Source organism: Aquirufa sp. ROCK-SH2, from assembly GCF_054558315.1.
The window spans coordinates 201,314-217,806 of record NZ_JBPXKB010000001.1 but is presented as its reverse complement, the minus strand read 5'-3'; the positions used below and the strand labels follow the sequence as shown (position 1 = coordinate 217,806).

The following is a 16,493-nucleotide window of genomic DNA, read 5'->3' as shown; positions in this document are numbered from 1 at the left end:
AATTAAATATCTAATAATAAACGTGCTGGATCTTCCAATAATTGCTTCACACGAACTAAGAAGCTTACCGACTCACGACCATCGATGATTCTATGATCATAAGATAACGCTAAATACATAATTGGACGAACCACTACTTGCCCATCTACAACCACGGCACGCTCAACAATATTGTGCATACCTAAAATCGCTACTTGTGGAGCGTTGATGATTGGAGTAGATAACATCGACCCAAATACTCCACCATTGGTAATAGTGAATGTTCCTCCAGTCATTTCTTCCAAAGTCAATTTATTTTCTCTAGCTTTTACAGCCAAACGAACCACTTCTGATTCAATGCCTGCTAAACTCAAATTTTCAGCATTACGAATCACAGGAACAACTAAACCTTTGGGAGCTGAAACTGCAATCGAAATATCGCAGAAATCGTTATAAACTATTTCCTCTCCGTCAATTTTAGCATTAACAGATGGGAATTCTTTTAATGCAACACAAACAGCTTTGGTAAAGAAGGACATAAATCCTAATCCAACGCCATGCTTTTCTTTGAATTTATCTTTGTATTTAGCTCTGATGTCCATAACAGGTTTCATGTCAACTTCATTGAAGGTAGTCAACATGGCTGTTTCATTTTTCACCGCAACTAAACGTCTAGCAACAGTTTTACGAAGAGAACTCATTTTTTCACGACGAGTACCTCTTGAATCAGCACTTGAAGAAGCAGCTACAGCGTTTGAAACACTTGGTGCCGAACTCGCAGCTGGTGCAGGTTTAGATACATTAGCTTGAATGGCATCTTCTTTGGTAATTCTACCCCCCACTCCTGTACCTGTAACAGATGAAGCTGCCACACCTTTTTCATCTAAAATCTTAGCTGCAGCAGGAGATGGATGACCAGCTGCGTAACTACTAACAGATGAATTTGCATCTGCAGATTGTACATTGGCAGAAGGTGCTGCTGCTGGGGCTGAAACAGCTGATGATACAGCGCCACCAACAGTAATTTTAGCTAAAATACCTCCAATTGGCACAACTTCTCCAGATTGAGCTATTATTTCCAAAACGCCTGCCGATTCAGCTGGCAATTCGAAAGTTGCTTTGTCTGATTCTAATTCACAAAGAACTTCGTCAAGATTCACCGAATCTCCTGTTTTTTTATTCCAAACAGAAACAGTTACCTCTGTAATGGATTCTCCAACAGGTGGAACTTTTACTTCGATTACTTGAGTAGCTTGACTCACTGGAGCTGAAGGCGCAGCAGATTCAACTTTTGCTTCTACAACTGGTGCCGCAGCTACTGGAGCAGCTGGCGCTGATTTTTCAGCACTGACTACCTCGATTGTACAAATTGTAGCACCAATAGGCAAAACATCACCTTCTTTTGCAACAATGTGTAAAATTCCTTCTGCTTCCGCAGGAAGTTCGAACGTAGCTTTGTCCGACTCAAGTTCACAAAGAACTTCGTCTAATTTGACTAAGTCGCCTTCTTTTTTATTCCAAGTTGCGACAGTTACTTCTGTGATCGATTCGCCCACAGCGGGCACTTTCATTTCTATGGCCATTTTAATGAGGCTTTCGTTAGTTTAATTATTCAAATGCTTTATTTATCAATGCAGCTTGTTCTACTCCATGTACCTTCAAGAATCCCGTAGCAGGAGAAGCACTCTTTTTACGAGCGATTAATCCTTTGAAACGAGCCCAGCCAAATTCACGGATAATGTACGACCAATATCCCATGTTTTCTGGCTCTTCTTGAACAAAATAGACGTCTGCATTTTTGTATTTTGCCAATTCTTTTTCAATCTGTAAAGTAGGTAGCGGATGTAATTGCTCAATTCGAACAATAGCAACATCTTTTCTCGCATCTTTTTCCTGACGCTCTAATAAATCGAAATACACTTTTCCGCTGCAAAGTAATACTTTTTTAACTTTAGTTTTATCCGCAAAATTATCTCCAATCACTTCTTGGAAACTTCCTTTTGTGAAATCAGCTAAAGGAGACATTACTTTTGGATGACGGAAAATTGATTTTGGTGACATTACTACCAAAGGCTTACGGAACTGCCAAGCTAATTGTCTACGCAATGCGTGGAAAATATTCGCAGGAGTTGTCAAATTGGCAACAATCATATTTTCTTCAGAAGCCAATTGTAAAAAACGCTCTGGACGAGCATTCGAATGCTCAGGTCCTTGGCCCTCATAACCGTGAGGCAATAACATGACTAAGCCGTTTTGGGTACCCCATTTCGATTCATGAGAACTAATGAATTGATCGATCATGGTTTGTGCACCGTTGGCAAAATCTCCAAATTGAGCCTCCCAAATCACCAAAGCATTTGGATTAGCCAAGGCATAACCAAATTCAAAGCCTAAAACACCATACTCAGACAATAGTGAATTGTAGATATGTAATTTCTCTTGACCATCTTGAATATGATCCAAAGAATTGTAGTTGTTATTTGTATTGGCATCATGAAGCACAGCATGACGGTGAGAAAACGTACCTCTCTGTACATCTTGACCCGACAAACGGACCATCTTTCCTTCAGCTAAAAGTGAACCATAAGCCAATAACTCAGCAGTAGCCCAATTCAATTGCCCTTTTTCAAAGAAAACTTTACGATCAGCAATTACTTTTTCGATTTGCTTCAAAGCAGCGAAATCTTTTGGTAAAGTGGTCATCGCTTTAGCAACCTTATCAATTAATTCTTTACTTATTCCTGTTTCAGGTGATTTTTCAAAATCTTTTGATTCAGCATATCTTAATTCAGACCATGCATTATCTAATTTCAAAGGAATATACGGTGGGCGAACTTTTTGTTTTACTTGATCCAAACGAGCTTGTAATTCTGATTTAAATTCAGAATCCATTTGCTCAGCAATTTTTGCATCAATATCTCCACGAGCAATTAATTTTTGAGTATAAATTTCTCTTGGATTTGGATGATTTGTGATGTTCGCATACAAAGTAGGCTGTGTAAAACGAGGCTCATCTGATTCATTATGCCCATTTCGACGATAACAAACCATATCAACAAATACATCTCTATTAAATTCTTGTCTGAATTCCGCCGCAATTCTTGACACAAAAACAACCGCTTCTGGATCATCCCCATTCACGTGGAATACCGGTGCATCGATGATTTTTGCAACATCTGTACAATAAATCGCAGAACGAGCATCTTCGAAGTCGGTGGTAAATCCAACTTGGTTGTTAATAACAAAGTGAATTGTACCTCCAGTTTTATATCCTTTTAATTTCGCCATTTGAGTTACCTCATAGACGATTCCTTGTCCAGCAACCGCTGCATCACCATGAATTAAAATGGGCAAAACTTTGGAATAATCCCCATCATAATGCGCATCTGCACTTGCTCGACAAAATCCTTCTACCAATGGATTAACGGCTTCTAAGTGAGAAGGATTAGGTGCCAATTTCAATGAAATTTCATTTCCTTGTGGCGATATATGCTTACTTGAATAACCTAAATGATATTTTACGTCGCCATCGCCATGAATTTGATCAGGAACATTTCCTTCAAATCCATCGAAAATAGATTCATAAGATTTATGCATAATGTTGGCAAGCACATTCAAACGACCTCTATGTGCCATTCCAATCATTGCTTCTTTTACACCTGCATCAGCGGCAGTATTGATTATTGCATCTAAACCTGCTATCGTGCTTTCTCCTCCTTCAAGTCCGAAACGTTTTTGACCTAAGTATTTTGTTCCCAAAAAGTTTTCAAAAACAACAGCTTCATTCAACTTTTGTAGAATTCTCTTCTTTTTGTCAACACTTGGATTAAAAGCTAAAGCTTCTTTTTCGATTTTATTTCTCAACCATTCTTTGACATCGACTTCACGGATATAAGAATATTCAAAGCCTATCGTTCCTGCATAAATCGTATGCAATGAAGCAATGATTTTACGTAAAGAAGAAGGACCTATTCCCAAAAAACTACCCGCTTGAAAAATCGTATCCAAATCAGATTCCACCAAAGAATAATCAGTGTAATCTAAACGGGGTCTACGATCTTTTCTATGACGAACGGGATTTGTCTTAGACAACAAATGCCCTCTTGAACGAAATGCCTTAATCAAACTGATTACTGACATTTCTTTTTGTATATGACTCGCATCAACAGAAGTTCCAGTTTGACCTCCCTTTGAATCGCCTTGCCATGTTTGGGCAAAATCGAATCCTTTAAAAAAGTCTTTCCAAGTAGAATCTACGGAATTGGGGTCTTGTTGATAAGCCTCGTATAGGTCAGCGATGACCTGCGTGTCTGCGTTAGCTATAAAGGAAAATGAATCCATAATTTAAAATTCTGATTAAAATCAGAAAAAGTTTCAAACGTTAACGAATTGGTTAAGAGTAACAATCTCGTGTAAAAAAATCCTCGCAATTTACGAAATGAAAATTTATTAATTTCAATAAATTGAAGGCTTTTTTACAAAAAAGAGAACAAATTTTAAATGAAATAATTCAATTTTAAAAACTAGTCTAAAAAACTTATAATAGTCAAATTTTATCTTGTTAAAGTCAAACAAACATCAATTATACTCAAGGTCTAAATTCCCTGATTTTGCCATTTCCCAAATCAATTTCATACCTCAAAAATAATTGATGAAATCCTGAACTTAAATCTGAACCAATCGCAGTACTGGAAGTGCCAGCACCACTAAGTGTTGTGTTAACATTTTTTCCCAAAAAGTCATAGGAATAGCCCACTCTGAAATGTCCAAGTGGAACCTCCACACTTCCTAACAAAGCATCTCCCCCAAACTCGGATCCTGTATTTTGGTACCACAATCCAGCTCCAATCTTCTCCTGAAACCAAAAAACTGCATAAAAATCTGTCTTTATTTCTGATTCGATTATACCATTGGTATAACGAACCACGGAGCCTAACTTCAATAAGTTATAATCTGCCAAAGTATGTAGGTATTGTATTTTACCATAAATAGGTGCACTGGTTTTCCAGCCCAAATCACTCAAATTCATAGTAGGCATACTGACACCTATTGAAAAATTTTCTGAATCAAAGGCACCACCTATCCCCCAGCTTGTTCCCATAATTGAACTTCCCGTCCCAGCTCGAATGGGAAACTGATTGACAGCTAGATTTCCACCCAATCGCAAATGTTTACCTCTACCCAAATCAACTACTTTCGAAACTATTCCCACGATTCCCAAATTAGATGAAATTCCACCTGAAGTAGTTCCAAAAGATCGATCTGTATTAAATGCTAAAAAACCAATTCCCATCGACTCATTCTTTATGGGCATATCAAAACTAAAATATTGTTGTGATGAACTTACTAAACCGGCATTTTGAAAAAGTGGCTTTTTACGATAAATACCTGTCATGGATGCAACTCCTTTGGAACCAGCTTCTGCTGGATTAATTGCCAAGGGCATAAATGGATATACCATCCGGATGGATTCTTGCTGCGCGTTTGCATTTAAAGCAAATAAAAAAACAATAGCGATTAAAAGTATTTTTTTCATTTGAAAATTTATTAACAACGAGGATTCGAAATTAACAATTAAATTATGAAATATGACGAATGATGTATGACGTATGAGGAATGTAGAATTAAGAATGTAGGATTTACCAATTGATAAATAATATGGGTATACATACACTGACAATATGACACAGATAAAAAAAATGGATTTGTTTTTGATAAACAATTTTTAAAACAAGCTTAATTTTTAAAAACATGAAAGAAACAGGTAACATCTCCATTCACACAGAGAATATTTTTCCAATTATCAAGAAATTTCTCTACTCGGACCACGAGATTTTCCTTCGTGAGTTAGTTTCAAACGCAGTAGATGCAACACAAAAAATCAAACGCCTTGGCTCCATCGGTGAATACAATGGCGAATTAGGTGAATTAAAAGTAAAAGTAAGTTTCGACAAAGAAGCAAAAACCATTACTATTTCGGATAATGGTATCGGTATGACGGCCGAAGAAATTAAAAAATACATTAATCAAATTGCCTTTTCAGGAGCCACTGAATTTGTAGAAAAATACAAAGACAAAGGTGACGACAAAGGTATTATTGGTCATTTTGGTTTAGGCTTCTATTCTGCTTTCATGGTTGCCAAAGAAGTAGAAATTATTTCAAAATCATATCAAGATAAATCAGAAGCAGCAAGATGGGTTTGCGATGGATCCACAGAATACTCCATTAGTTCAGCTAAAAAGAAAGATAGAGGTACTGACATCATTCTTCACATTGCAGAGGACTCAGAAGAGTTTTTAGAAGAATTTAGATTGAAATCGATTCTGGAAAAATATGGTAAATTCTTACCGATTGAAATAGAATTTCAAGATAAAATCATCAATAATCCGAATCCTATTTGGACAAAATCCCCTTCTGAATTAACAGATGAAGATTATTTGAAATTTTATGATGAATTATATCCTTTTCAAGAAAAACCACTCTTTTGGATTCATTTAAATGTAGATTATCCATTTAATCTAACGGGTATCCTATATTTCCCTAAAGTTAAAAATGAACTTCAATTCCAAAGAGAAAAAATTCAATTGTACAGTAGACAAGTCTTTATTACAGACGAGGTCAAGGATATTGTTCCTGAATTTTTAATGTTATTACATGGTGTGATTGATTCACCAGATATTCCATTAAATGTTTCTCGAAGCTTTTTACAAGCAGATTCAAATGTTAAGAAAATCAACTCTTACATTACCAAAAAAGTTGCAGATAAATTACAAGAGTTGTTTAAGGCTGATAGGACAGCATTTGAAGAAAAATTCGAAAACATCGGAATGTTCGTGAAATATGGAATGATTTCTGATGAAAAATTCTTTGAGAAAGCGAAAGACTTTTGCTTATTAGAAGATACTGAAGGTAAATATTTCACTTTCAATGAATACGATGAGGCTGTTCAAGCTGCCCAAACAGACAAAGACGGCAATAAAGTTTATTTATATACGAGCGACCAAAAATTACAAGATTCCTTTATTCAATCCGCCAAAACGAAAGGGTATTCTGTATTAAAATTGGATTCAATGATTGATAGTCATTTCATCAATACCATGGAATCTAAAATTGAAAAAACGCAATGGAAACGTGTAGATGCTGATGCTATTGACAAATTAATCGATTCTGGAATTCAATTAGAAGCTATTTTAACAGATGAGCAAAAAGAGTCCGTTAAGCAGATTTTTGAGCAAACATTGAATGATAAACAAAAAGTAGTGAGTGTGGAAGCGATGTCGCCAGATGAATTACCCGTACTTGTTACCCAAAATGAATTTATGCGTAGAATGAGTGATATGTCTAAAACCGGTGGTGGAGGAATGGGTATGTTTGGAGCAATGCCAACAACCTACCAAGTTACCGTCAATGCCAATCATCCAGTGATTAGCAAATTAGTGGAATTGCCTTCTGAGGAAGAGAAAAAAGACTTGGTAAAGCAGTTAGCCGATTTAGCTCTTTTATCTCAAAATTTACTTACAGGAGCAGATTTAACTGCTTTCATTAAAAGAACAGTTAGTAATTTTTAATAAAATAATGCTTGATTGAAAAGGTGTGCTCGGTTGAGTACACCTTTTTTTTATCCTTTGCGTAAAATTAATTTCTTACTAACTAAAGATCGACCATCTACAATTAATTGATATATATACATTCCATTGTTAAGATCTTTCAAATTTAGACGAAGATTTTTTTGATCTTTTTCCAAAACCAAATCTTTCACTTCCTGACCTAAAATATTGTAAAATGAGATTTTAGCTTCAGTAATGGATCCTAAAATTTGATAATCAACATCCACATAATCGCTAGAAGGATTCGGATACAAATTACTGACAATGATTTTATCACTTACGAACAAATAATTTTCATTTTCCGCAAGTTCAAGTGTTTTTTTATCCGCCAAATTCTCAGATTTATTCGCTGAATTATTGGCATAATTGGATTGAAGAAATTGACTAATGTAGTTATTTGATTTAATATCCAAATTCGTTTCCAAGGTTGTTTTCACCTTGAAACTACGCTTGGCTAATAGAATAGGTAATTTTGGAATATAGGCGGATTGATTTCTTTTTAAATTCAAGCGAGATTTATTCATTTCATTTTGAGCAAATAGGGAATTAACTCCTAAAAATAGGATTCCCAAAATGCCAACAAAAAGTAATGAGAATAAAATTCGTTTCATATCAAAAGAGATGCAACGAATTTACGACGCTTTATTGTTCAAAAAAATGATAATTAGTCAAAAGGGCTAATTGTAGTGACAAAAGGTGACTTTTTAAGGTTTTTTAACTTTTGGATTATCCTTCTGAGTATTTTTAGATTCTTTTTTAGATTCTTTTTTAGTTTCTAATGAGGGTTTTATCAGCTCCAATTTTACTTTATCAAGAATCATGGATAAATTGATTTTTTCCCGAATACGCCAATTGAAACCGTCCAACACTTGTAGTTCTTCATTCCATTCATTGGGTGGTGCAAATTTAGCTTCTGGTTTGGTGATGAATACAATTTTCTTGACCTGATTTTCTGCGAAAAACATATTCATTCGACTACATTCTACTCGATTTAAACCTGTTGTTACTTTTTTATCATCTACCACAAAATAGATACTTTCACCATTGCCTTCTACATTTACCCGTTTAAGCTTTGAATCATCTTGAAATATTACCCAAATTTTACGCCCTTTAATTTGATTAAACTGCTCTAGTGAATCTTTTGAAATGACAAAAGAATGCCCTCTCAAGTCCATTTCTCTCAATTTTTGATTGACTAAAAACAAAGAAATAGAATCCGCTTGGGACTGGGAATCATTGGTCCAAATAATGGGTTTTTGATAAAAATGAATCACAGAATCTTTCACATCATACCCCAAAGAATCGCATTTCCCAGATAGATCTGATTTATAAATTTGAACATTTTTATAGGCATACAGTTTTCGAATCGAATCTTTTTTAGAATTTATCGAAACCAATGTATCCGCCGTTAGATACAAAGTATCCTTCTCCATTTTATTTTTCATCAGTGCATGCCCAAATACACGAGTAATACCTGTTTTACCAGCATATCGACCGTGATCCCCGGTCAAAATCACTTTGTCTTTTTGACTCAAAAACTCCACGCGGCCTTTTGCAACACCAATTTGCGTGGGACTGTCGAAAAAAAGTGTGTCAGCTGAAAGTATATATTCATCTGTTTTGGCAGTAGAACGACCCGTAAAATTAGACACCTTGGATTGTGTGTTATAAAAACCCGCTGAAGTATAAACTGTATCCTTTTTATTGATGATTTCCGTGGGACAAATGAAATAGGCCTCTTTACTATAAGTATTGTACCTCAAAGAATCAGCCTTTAGACCCCCTCCTTCTTTATCTACTACTCGCACATTTTTCTTAAACAAAAAATTCTTGGTTACCGTATTATAAACACCTTCTTTACTTGTCAAAGTAGATTTTTTGTCAATAATTTTTGCACCCGTATTATAAACAGCCGTTTTCGAATTTAAATCATAATCTAATTTATTGGTATTTAAGATGATCGTATGGTCATCTAATTTAACGTGTCCAGCTACAAAAGCCTGGCGCATATCTCCATTATATGTAGCAGAATCACCCGTGATAACAACCGTATCAGCTTGAACAATTCTTACCTTACCATAAGCTTCCACGTTGTTGGTCAATTCATTCACAACGGCTTTGGTACAACTTAATGTGGTAGTACCTTGTTGCAAAAGGACATGCCCTACCAGGTTTTTCATATTGGGCGTTCCGTTCAAACTATCCGAATTAATGATTCGTACTTGGTTTTGAGATAGCCCAATAAAAGAAATAAACAAGAAGAGAATTTGTAAAATAATTACCTTTTGACGCATTCCTAAAAGCGATTGATTAATTTCGCAAATAATTTGAATACGCAATTTACCAATTTTATGCTGGAAGACTTCATTAACTTCATTCGAAAAGAAAATTTATTCTCAGAAGATCAAAAAATATTGCTTGCAGTTAGTGGAGGCATCGATTCCATCATATTATCAAAACTGTTTCATTTAGCCAAATTCAATTTTGGAATTGCGCATGTCAATTTTGGACTACGTGGCGCGGAATCTTTGGCAGACGAGGTATTTGTAAAAAAATGGGCAAAAACACTCAAAGTACCCTACCATAGTATCGTTTTTGATACAAATCAATATGCTGAAAAGGAAAAGCTATCTATTCAAATGGCTGCTCGCATTCTAAGATACGATTGGTTTGAAGAAATTCGAGTGAGAGAATCTTATGATTATATTGCTACAGCTCATCATCAAATGGATAGCGCAGAAACGATTTTAATCAATTTAACACGAGGAACGGGCTTGGCTGGTTTCCACGGCATTCCATTTAAAAATGGTAATATCATTCGTCCAATGGCTTTCGCAAATCAAGAAGCAATCTTTGATTTTGTTGTTCAGCACAAATTAGCTTGGCGGGAAGATTCCAGCAATGCTTCTACTAAATACCAAAGAAATTTCATTCGACATGAAATTATCCCCAAATTTTTAGAATTAAATCCACAATTTGAGCAAACATTATCGGAAACAAGTGCAAAAATCAAAGACATTGAAGACTGGTTGTCTGAAGAAATGGAAGGATGGGAAAAAGAGGAGGTAAAAACGGATGAATTGGGCAATTTACATGTTTCCTTAGAGAATAAATTGAATGAAAAAAAATCGAAAATTCTCTATCAAAGATTTTTAACGAAATTGAATTTTGGATTTGAACAAATAGATCAAATTATTCAAAACAAAAGAGAAGAGAGAATTGGCAAATTATTTGAATCTCCAAGTCATATCCTGAATATTGATCGTCAAAAATGGGTCATAAGTAGAAAAGACCATTCAGAATTTAGACCCATTATTATTCAAGAAGACGATGAATTTGTTCTAATGGGAAATCAAAAATTGACTATTGAATTCGAAGAAAAAGACGAAAATTTCACCGCACCTAACTCTGCCAAAATTGCTTGTTTAGATGCAGAAAAAATAGAATTCCCTTTAGAAATAAGAAAAGTACAAGAAGGCGATTGGTTTTGTCCTTTGGGTATGAATCAAAAAAAATTAGTGAGTGATTTCTTAACAGATAAAAAAGTACCACTTAACATCAAAAAACAAACAATGGTATTAATCAGCCAAGGGTCCATTGCCTGGATCATTGGGCATCGAATCGATAATCGATTTAAAGTAACAGAAAAAACAGAGGGGGTTTGTTATGTAAGTGTTGATGTATGAGGTAAGAGGTAAGAGGTAAGAGGTAAGAGGTAAGAGGTAAGAGGTAAGAGGTAAGAGGTAAGAGGTAAGAGGTAAGAGATCTTCTCTTTTCTCTTTTCTCTTTTCTCTTTTCAATTACCTAATCAACTTTCTATAATTCTCCGTTCTGGTAGGATCCAAAAGACTTAAATAAGCAAAAGCAGCTTGTCGTTCGGTGGTGGTAGCTTCATCCATGATGGAAAAAATTTCATCGCCTTTTGCATCAAAAAACAAACGAATGGTGGCTGCACCAGGTCTAACTTGATTAATTTGTCGAATTTGAGATAATAATTCAATCATTCCTTCTCTTGTCTTATCTGGTGTTTCAGCAAAAGTATCTAACAATATTCGATGATAGGTATAGTTTACTTCTCGATAAGCCAACAATTGTTGACTCAACAAATTTTCAGCAATAGCTACACGACTACGTATGTCACTCAAAGTGCCCCAGCCAGAACCTGCATTTTGGGCGATGTTTGTTAAATTATATAACTTTTGAACGAAAAAATCGCCACCCATTTTACCAAAGGAATCATAGTGCATCGCCAAAGCCAAATTGGCATAATAGGCCATCATTGAACTCAAATTATCATTAAAGCTATTGTCGTTGTAGGTAATCGGAGTACCGAGCTGGTATTTAAAATTAAAACTTTTATCAATCATATTTAAAATGACCGTTTCATAGGAAGTTCCATAAACAGGCCTAAGAACTTGGATTCTCGCATTTGCTTCAAATTCTCCTTGCGAAGAAGCTTTCGTCAATAATAAATTAATATTGAGTTTTATTTTTTCCTCTTGACTAAAATTATCAGTGGACCATCGACGTCCATTGATAAACTCTTGCATTACACGTTGTAATTCCGAATAAATTTGAGAACTACCTCTTTGCTGATCTAATTGTAATTGTTCTGTACTAATAGTCACTGTTGACTGAATTTCTTGCCCAATTAAAGAAAAGGCAGATAAAACAGAAACAATCAGAAAGGAGAAAAAAACTTTGAAAGAGCTAATCATAAATAGTTTTGTAACAATTAATTTAAACGAAAATAGCACCTAAACATTTCAATATATGCCATAAAAAAACCGATGTCATTGAATTTAAGCGAAATAGCTTAGAAACAAAAACATCGGTTTGAAAATTTTATGATTAATTATTTCGATTCAGATCCCTCTTCACGAACTCTAAAATCTACTTTATCAGCTGTAAATTCATCAATTGCTAATGAACTTGGCTTTGGTAAACGCTCATAATATTTAGAAATCTCAATTTGCTCACGGTTTTCAAAAATTTCTTCTAAGTTATCCACAGAAGAAGCAAATTCAGATAATTTATTTGACAATTCTTCTTTCATTTTACTCGAAATCTGACGAGCTCTTTGTGAAATGATTGAAATTGATTCATAAACATTACCTGTTTTTTCAGCTATTTTATCTACATCACGAGTAATGATAGATGGATTCGTTTGGTTCTTAGACATCTCTATTAAATTTAAGATTGCAAAAATAAGGTATTTTTTTTGTAATAACTATTGCGGACTAGTCGCAACTTTGGAAGTATTCGATTTCTCTTTCTCTAAAGCTTCTTTATATTCGGCTTCCAGCTTCGAAATTCGTTCCACTTCCTTTAAACTTTGTGTGTACAAATCTTCCGTCAATTTCAAATATGAACTCTTTGGATATTTGTCTAATAACTCTAAATAAAATTTAGAAGCATCCGAAAATCTTTCTTTTTGTTTCGACTCGATAGTACTTTTTGCCAATTCATATTGGGCAATGACTTTAAAATAAGCCATTTCTTCATTGTAATCTGAATCTGGATATTCTTTTTGAAAATTCGTAATTTCAATCACAGATGACCTTAAATTCATGATATTAAAAGGAGAAGTTTTGTAATATAGTTTCGCCTTTTCGTATGCTTTTCTTTCTAGTTTTTTACGTAATTCTTTAATAATCCGATTACATTCTTCTTTGAATTTTGTATCTGGATAATTATTCAAATAACTCTGCGTTTCATTAATTGCAGTCAAGGTTCCAGTTTGATCCAAATTGTAATTCGGCGATTCTTTGTACAAAGAATATGCTGCCATATAAATAGCTTCCTCTGCGTATTCACTTCTAGAAAATACTTCAGAAAACTTTTTGAAATGACTATTTGCTAAAGAATAATTCCCTAGATTAAAATCGCAATAGGCTTGATAATAGGTGGCTAACTCTTGTGTAGAATCCCCTTTCATTAGAGGTAAAATCTCATCTAACAAAATTCCAGCCTTATCAAATTCCTTTTTTTTATAGTAATCTAAAGCTGCTTTGTATTTGGTTGGTAAGCTAGCGCTCTTGCGAAACTTCTCAAATTTACCACAAGAACTAAGTCCAAGTAATACTACAAAACCAATAAAAATATATTTTTTAATCATCATAAGCTTGCAAAGATAATCATAATTTTCGGGCTAAAAGAAATTTATCACGCTTTACTAAATTGTAAATGATAGAGCTGGGCATAAAGTCCATCATTTGCTAATAATTCTTCATGATTTCCTCTTTCTTTTATTTCCCCTTTGTCCATAACTAAAATTTGATTTGCATTTCGAATGGTCGATAATCGATGTGCAATAACCACGGCCGTTCTTCCTTTCATCAATGTCGCAATGGCATTTTGAATCAATATTTCTGATTCTGAATCAATGGAAGAAGTTGCCTCATCCAAAATAATTATTTTGGGATCTCTCACTAATGCGCGCACAAACGAAATCAATTGTCTTTGACCAACACTTAAAGTGGCCCCTCTTTCCATCACTTGATAATCGTATCCGCCAGGTAAAGAACTAATAAAATCATGTATTCCAACAGCTTTTGCTGCTGCTTCAATTTTTTCTTGCGTAATGCTTTTATCGCCCAAATGTATATTGTAGGCAATGCTTGAGCTAAATAGAAAAACATCTTGTAAAACGACAGCGATATTTTCTCTTAAACTTTCGATTTCATAATCGACAAGATTAAGTCCATCAATGTAGATCGCACCACTTTGACAATCATACATTCTACTTAAAAGACCAATAATAGACGATTTACCTGCACCCGTAGCTCCAACAATAGCTAATGTTTTCCCTGATTTAACAGAAAAACTAACATTTTTGACCACCCATTCTGGCTCATTGTAAGCAAAAGAAACTTCCTTAAATTCAATATCTCCATGGATTTTTGTACTCAAAACATTCCCATTATTTTGAATATATTCTTTGGAATCTAACAAAGCAAAAATACGTTCAGAAGACACAATACCCATTTGTAAAGTATTAAATCGATCTGCCAACATTCGAATGGGTCTAAAAAACAAATTGATAAACATTAAAAATGCGGTTAATGTACCAATGCTTTGTTGCTCTTTTAAAATAAAGGTGGAAGCTGTCCAAACAACAAAACCTGTTCCTATTGCACCAATAACGTCCGCCACTGGAAAATAAACGGAATAGGCCCAAATACTTTTTATGTTAGCATCTCGATGATCTTGATTGATCTTTTTGAATTTTTCTAATTCCCTTTTTTCCGCATGAAACATCTGAACGATGGTCATACCCGAGATATGCTCTTGTACAAATGAATTCAAATTTGCCACAGCTAATCGTACCTCATTGAATGATTTCTTGATGGTTTCTTTGAACACATAGGTAGAAAACAACATAAATGGAACTGTAGCCAAAATGATTAATGACAAACGCCAATCGGCATAAAACATAACAGCCACAATTAAAAACAGTTGCAATAAATCGCCTGCAATAGATGCAAGTCCTTCCGAAAAAACATCATTCAGGGTCTCCACATCAGAAACTGTACGGGTAACAAGTCGTCCTATGGGTGTTGCATCAAAAAAAGACAATTTTAGTTTAATGATTTTTTCATACAATTGAACACGTATATCGCGTATGACCGTTTGGCCAAGATGACCAGCAATATAACTTGTTGAGAATTGAAGGAGTGTTTGTAAGGCCAATACGAATAACATCCATATAAACATTTGAATCAAAGATTGAAATGTTTGAACAGACACATAATGATCTAAGGTATAACGAATCATTAAAGGAATCACAGGAGAAACTCCCGCCATACATAAAATCAGAAACACCAAGCCCCAAAATTGGAAGCGATATGGAATTATAAAGCTATAAATCCGTTTTACGATTTTAAAATCAACTATTTTCCCACTCGATGATTCTGTTCCAGCCATTTTACATTAAATCTTTTTGATCAAAATCGCTAGAAATTGATTGGCAAGAACCACAGCCTTTGCTGCATCCAGAAGAATTTTTACCCCAAAATTGTAGGTAAACGATACGCCCTAAGTAGAAAAGGGCAGCCAAAAAAATCAATAAAATCATTACAAATTCCATATCCATTGACTTTATTATTTAAACCATTCTTCTTTAAAAACTTCCACAAATTCGGGAAAAATTGGACCAGCACCAATAATTTCTCCTTTAAAAATCACATCCTCGCCTCCGGAAAAATTAGAAACGACTCCACCAGCCTCTTCGATCAAAATTTTACCAGCAGCCACATCCCAAGGTTTTAAATTGGCTTCAAAAAAACCTTCAAACCGTCCACAGGCAGTATAAGCTAAGTCGATGGCTGCTGCTCCCATTCTTCGTAAACCGTGACTTTTACGCATTAATTTCTTTAATAAATCAATGTAACGATCTTGATAAGAAAAATCATAATATGGAAAACCAGTAGCTAATAAACTTTTAGATAAATCTTCTTGCATTGAAACATGAATTGATTCACCATTTAAATAAGCTCCTTGACCCAGCGCAGCAGAAAACATTTCATCCCGATTAGGTTCGTAAATCAATCCTAAAATAGGTTGTTTATTGAAAATCAAACCCACAGAAACCGCATAAATGGGCAATTGATGGAGAAAATTTGTGGTTCCATCCAAAGGATCGATTACCCAGTAATAACCCTCTCCTACTTCATCGTAATTGCTTGCTGTTTCCTCAGCAATAAAATCAGCTTCAGGAAAAATTTCACTTAAACCTGCTTTCAATCTAGCTTCCGCCTCTCGATCTACATAGGAAACTAAATCATTTTTACCTTTATAAATAATATCATTTAATTCTATCTTAGTAATAACAGATTGAATCCATTGACCTGTTTCACGGACAAGTGGCAGTGATTCTCTTAAAATACGCGCTAAATCAGCCATGA

The 16,493-nt window shown here is 34.8% G+C and carries 13 protein-coding genes; 2 read left to right on the top strand and 11 right to left on the bottom strand.

Annotation, left to right across the window (positions count from 1 at the left end):
- Positions 1–2: 2 nt before the first annotated feature.
- From odhB to V7S79_RS00895, 3 genes are all read right to left on the bottom strand, one after another.
- Entirely contained in the window at positions 3–1,562 is a 1,560-nt protein-coding gene (gene odhB, locus V7S79_RS00905; RefSeq protein WP_459488568.1) for a 2-oxoglutarate dehydrogenase complex dihydrolipoyllysine-residue succinyltransferase, read from the bottom strand.
- Positions 1,563–1,587: 25 nt separating this feature from the next.
- Complete coding sequence (locus tag V7S79_RS00900) at positions 1,588–4,320, bottom strand: 2-oxoglutarate dehydrogenase E1 component (RefSeq protein ID WP_459488566.1); 2,733 nt, start codon at positions 4,318–4,320, stop codon at positions 1,588–1,590.
- A 247-nt stretch (positions 4,321–4,567) separates the two neighbouring features.
- Complete coding sequence (locus V7S79_RS00895; protein WP_459488565.1) at positions 4,568–5,515, bottom strand: type IX secretion system membrane protein PorP/SprF; 948 nt, start codon at positions 5,513–5,515, stop codon at positions 4,568–4,570.
- A gap of 215 nt (positions 5,516–5,730) precedes the next feature.
- On the opposite strand from V7S79_RS00895, the gene htpG reads away from it, so the two are divergent.
- Entirely contained in the window at positions 5,731–7,548 is a 1,818-nt protein-coding gene (htpG, locus tag V7S79_RS00890) for a molecular chaperone HtpG (protein ID WP_459488563.1), read from the top strand.
- A gap of 50 nt (positions 7,549–7,598) precedes the next feature.
- On the opposite strand, the gene V7S79_RS00885 is transcribed toward htpG, so the two are convergent.
- Together V7S79_RS00885 and V7S79_RS00880 are read right to left on the bottom strand one after the other, a co-directional pair.
- A complete protein-coding gene (locus V7S79_RS00885; protein ID WP_459488561.1) occupies positions 7,599–8,198 on the bottom strand; it encodes a T9SS type A sorting domain-containing protein in 600 nt (199 codons plus the stop codon).
- 93 nt (positions 8,199–8,291) lie between these two features.
- Entirely contained in the window at positions 8,292–9,926 is a 1,635-nt protein-coding gene (locus V7S79_RS00880) for an OstA-like protein (RefSeq protein WP_459488560.1), read from the bottom strand.
- Between the two features lie 12 nt (positions 9,927–9,938).
- Between V7S79_RS00880 and tilS the strand changes: the two genes are divergently transcribed.
- On the top strand, positions 9,939–11,273 hold the full coding sequence (gene tilS, locus V7S79_RS00875; protein ID WP_459488558.1) for a tRNA lysidine(34) synthetase TilS: 1,335 nt from the start codon (positions 9,939–9,941) through the stop codon (positions 11,271–11,273).
- A 114-nt stretch (positions 11,274–11,387) separates the two neighbouring features.
- On the opposite strand, the gene porD is transcribed toward tilS, so the two are convergent.
- The 6 genes from porD to V7S79_RS00845 all read right to left on the bottom strand — a co-directional run bounded on the left by porD (position 11,388) and on the right by V7S79_RS00845 (position 16,491).
- Complete coding sequence (gene porD, locus V7S79_RS00870; RefSeq protein WP_459488556.1) at positions 11,388–12,305, bottom strand: type IX secretion system protein PorD; 918 nt, start codon at positions 12,303–12,305, stop codon at positions 11,388–11,390.
- Positions 12,306–12,442: 137 nt separating this feature from the next.
- On the bottom strand, positions 12,443–12,769 hold the full coding sequence (locus V7S79_RS00865; protein WP_459488554.1) for a DNA-directed RNA polymerase subunit omega: 327 nt from the start codon (positions 12,767–12,769) through the stop codon (positions 12,443–12,445).
- Between the two features lie 48 nt (positions 12,770–12,817).
- The gene (locus V7S79_RS00860) at positions 12,818–13,708 is read right to left on the bottom strand and encodes an outer membrane protein assembly factor BamD (RefSeq protein ID WP_459488553.1); all 891 of its coding nucleotides are present in this window, start codon (positions 13,706–13,708) and stop codon (positions 12,818–12,820) included.
- A 44-nt stretch (positions 13,709–13,752) separates the two neighbouring features.
- On the bottom strand, positions 13,753–15,513 hold the full coding sequence (locus V7S79_RS00855; protein WP_459488551.1) for an ABC transporter ATP-binding protein: 1,761 nt from the start codon (positions 15,511–15,513) through the stop codon (positions 13,753–13,755).
- A 1-nt stretch (position 15,514) separates the two neighbouring features.
- Entirely contained in the window at positions 15,515–15,682 is a 168-nt protein-coding gene (locus V7S79_RS00850; RefSeq protein WP_459488550.1) for a FeoB-associated Cys-rich membrane protein, read from the bottom strand.
- An 8-nt stretch (positions 15,683–15,690) separates the two neighbouring features.
- Positions 15,691–16,491 carry an inositol monophosphatase family protein gene (locus tag V7S79_RS00845; RefSeq protein ID WP_459488548.1) on the bottom strand — a complete coding sequence of 267 codons (801 nt, stop codon included), beginning with the start codon at positions 16,489–16,491 and terminating at the stop codon, positions 15,691–15,693.
- Positions 16,492–16,493: the final 2 nt, after the last annotated feature.

Coding starts and splice junctions, on each gene's coding strand:
- V7S79_RS00860 (WP_459488553.1), bottom strand. CDS start 13,708: ATGATGATTAAAAAATATATTTTTATTGGTTTTGTAGTATTACTTGGA.
- porD (WP_459488556.1), bottom strand. CDS start 12,305: ATGATTAGCTCTTTCAAAGTTTTTTTCTCCTTTCTGATTGTTTCTGTT.
- V7S79_RS00855 (WP_459488551.1), bottom strand. CDS start 15,513: ATGGCTGGAACAGAATCATCGAGTGGGAAAATAGTTGATTTTAAAATC.
- htpG (WP_459488563.1), top strand. CDS start 5,731: ATGAAAGAAACAGGTAACATCTCCATTCACACAGAGAATATTTTTCCA.
- V7S79_RS00850 (WP_459488550.1), bottom strand. CDS start 15,682: ATGGATATGGAATTTGTAATGATTTTATTGATTTTTTTGGCTGCCCTT.
- V7S79_RS00900 (WP_459488566.1), bottom strand. CDS start 4,320: ATGGATTCATTTTCCTTTATAGCTAACGCAGACACGCAGGTCATCGCT.
- V7S79_RS00895 (WP_459488565.1), bottom strand. CDS start 5,515: ATGAAAAAAATACTTTTAATCGCTATTGTTTTTTTATTTGCTTTAAAT.
- tilS (WP_459488558.1), top strand. CDS start 9,939: ATGCTGGAAGACTTCATTAACTTCATTCGAAAAGAAAATTTATTCTCA.
- odhB (WP_459488568.1), bottom strand. CDS start 1,562: ATGGCCATAGAAATGAAAGTGCCCGCTGTGGGCGAATCGATCACAGAA.
- V7S79_RS00885 (WP_459488561.1), bottom strand. CDS start 8,198: ATGAAACGAATTTTATTCTCATTACTTTTTGTTGGCATTTTGGGAATC.
- V7S79_RS00845 (WP_459488548.1), bottom strand. CDS start 16,491: ATGGCTGATTTAGCGCGTATTTTAAGAGAATCACTGCCACTTGTCCGT.
- V7S79_RS00865 (WP_459488554.1), bottom strand. CDS start 12,769: ATGTCTAAGAACCAAACGAATCCATCTATCATTACTCGTGATGTAGAT.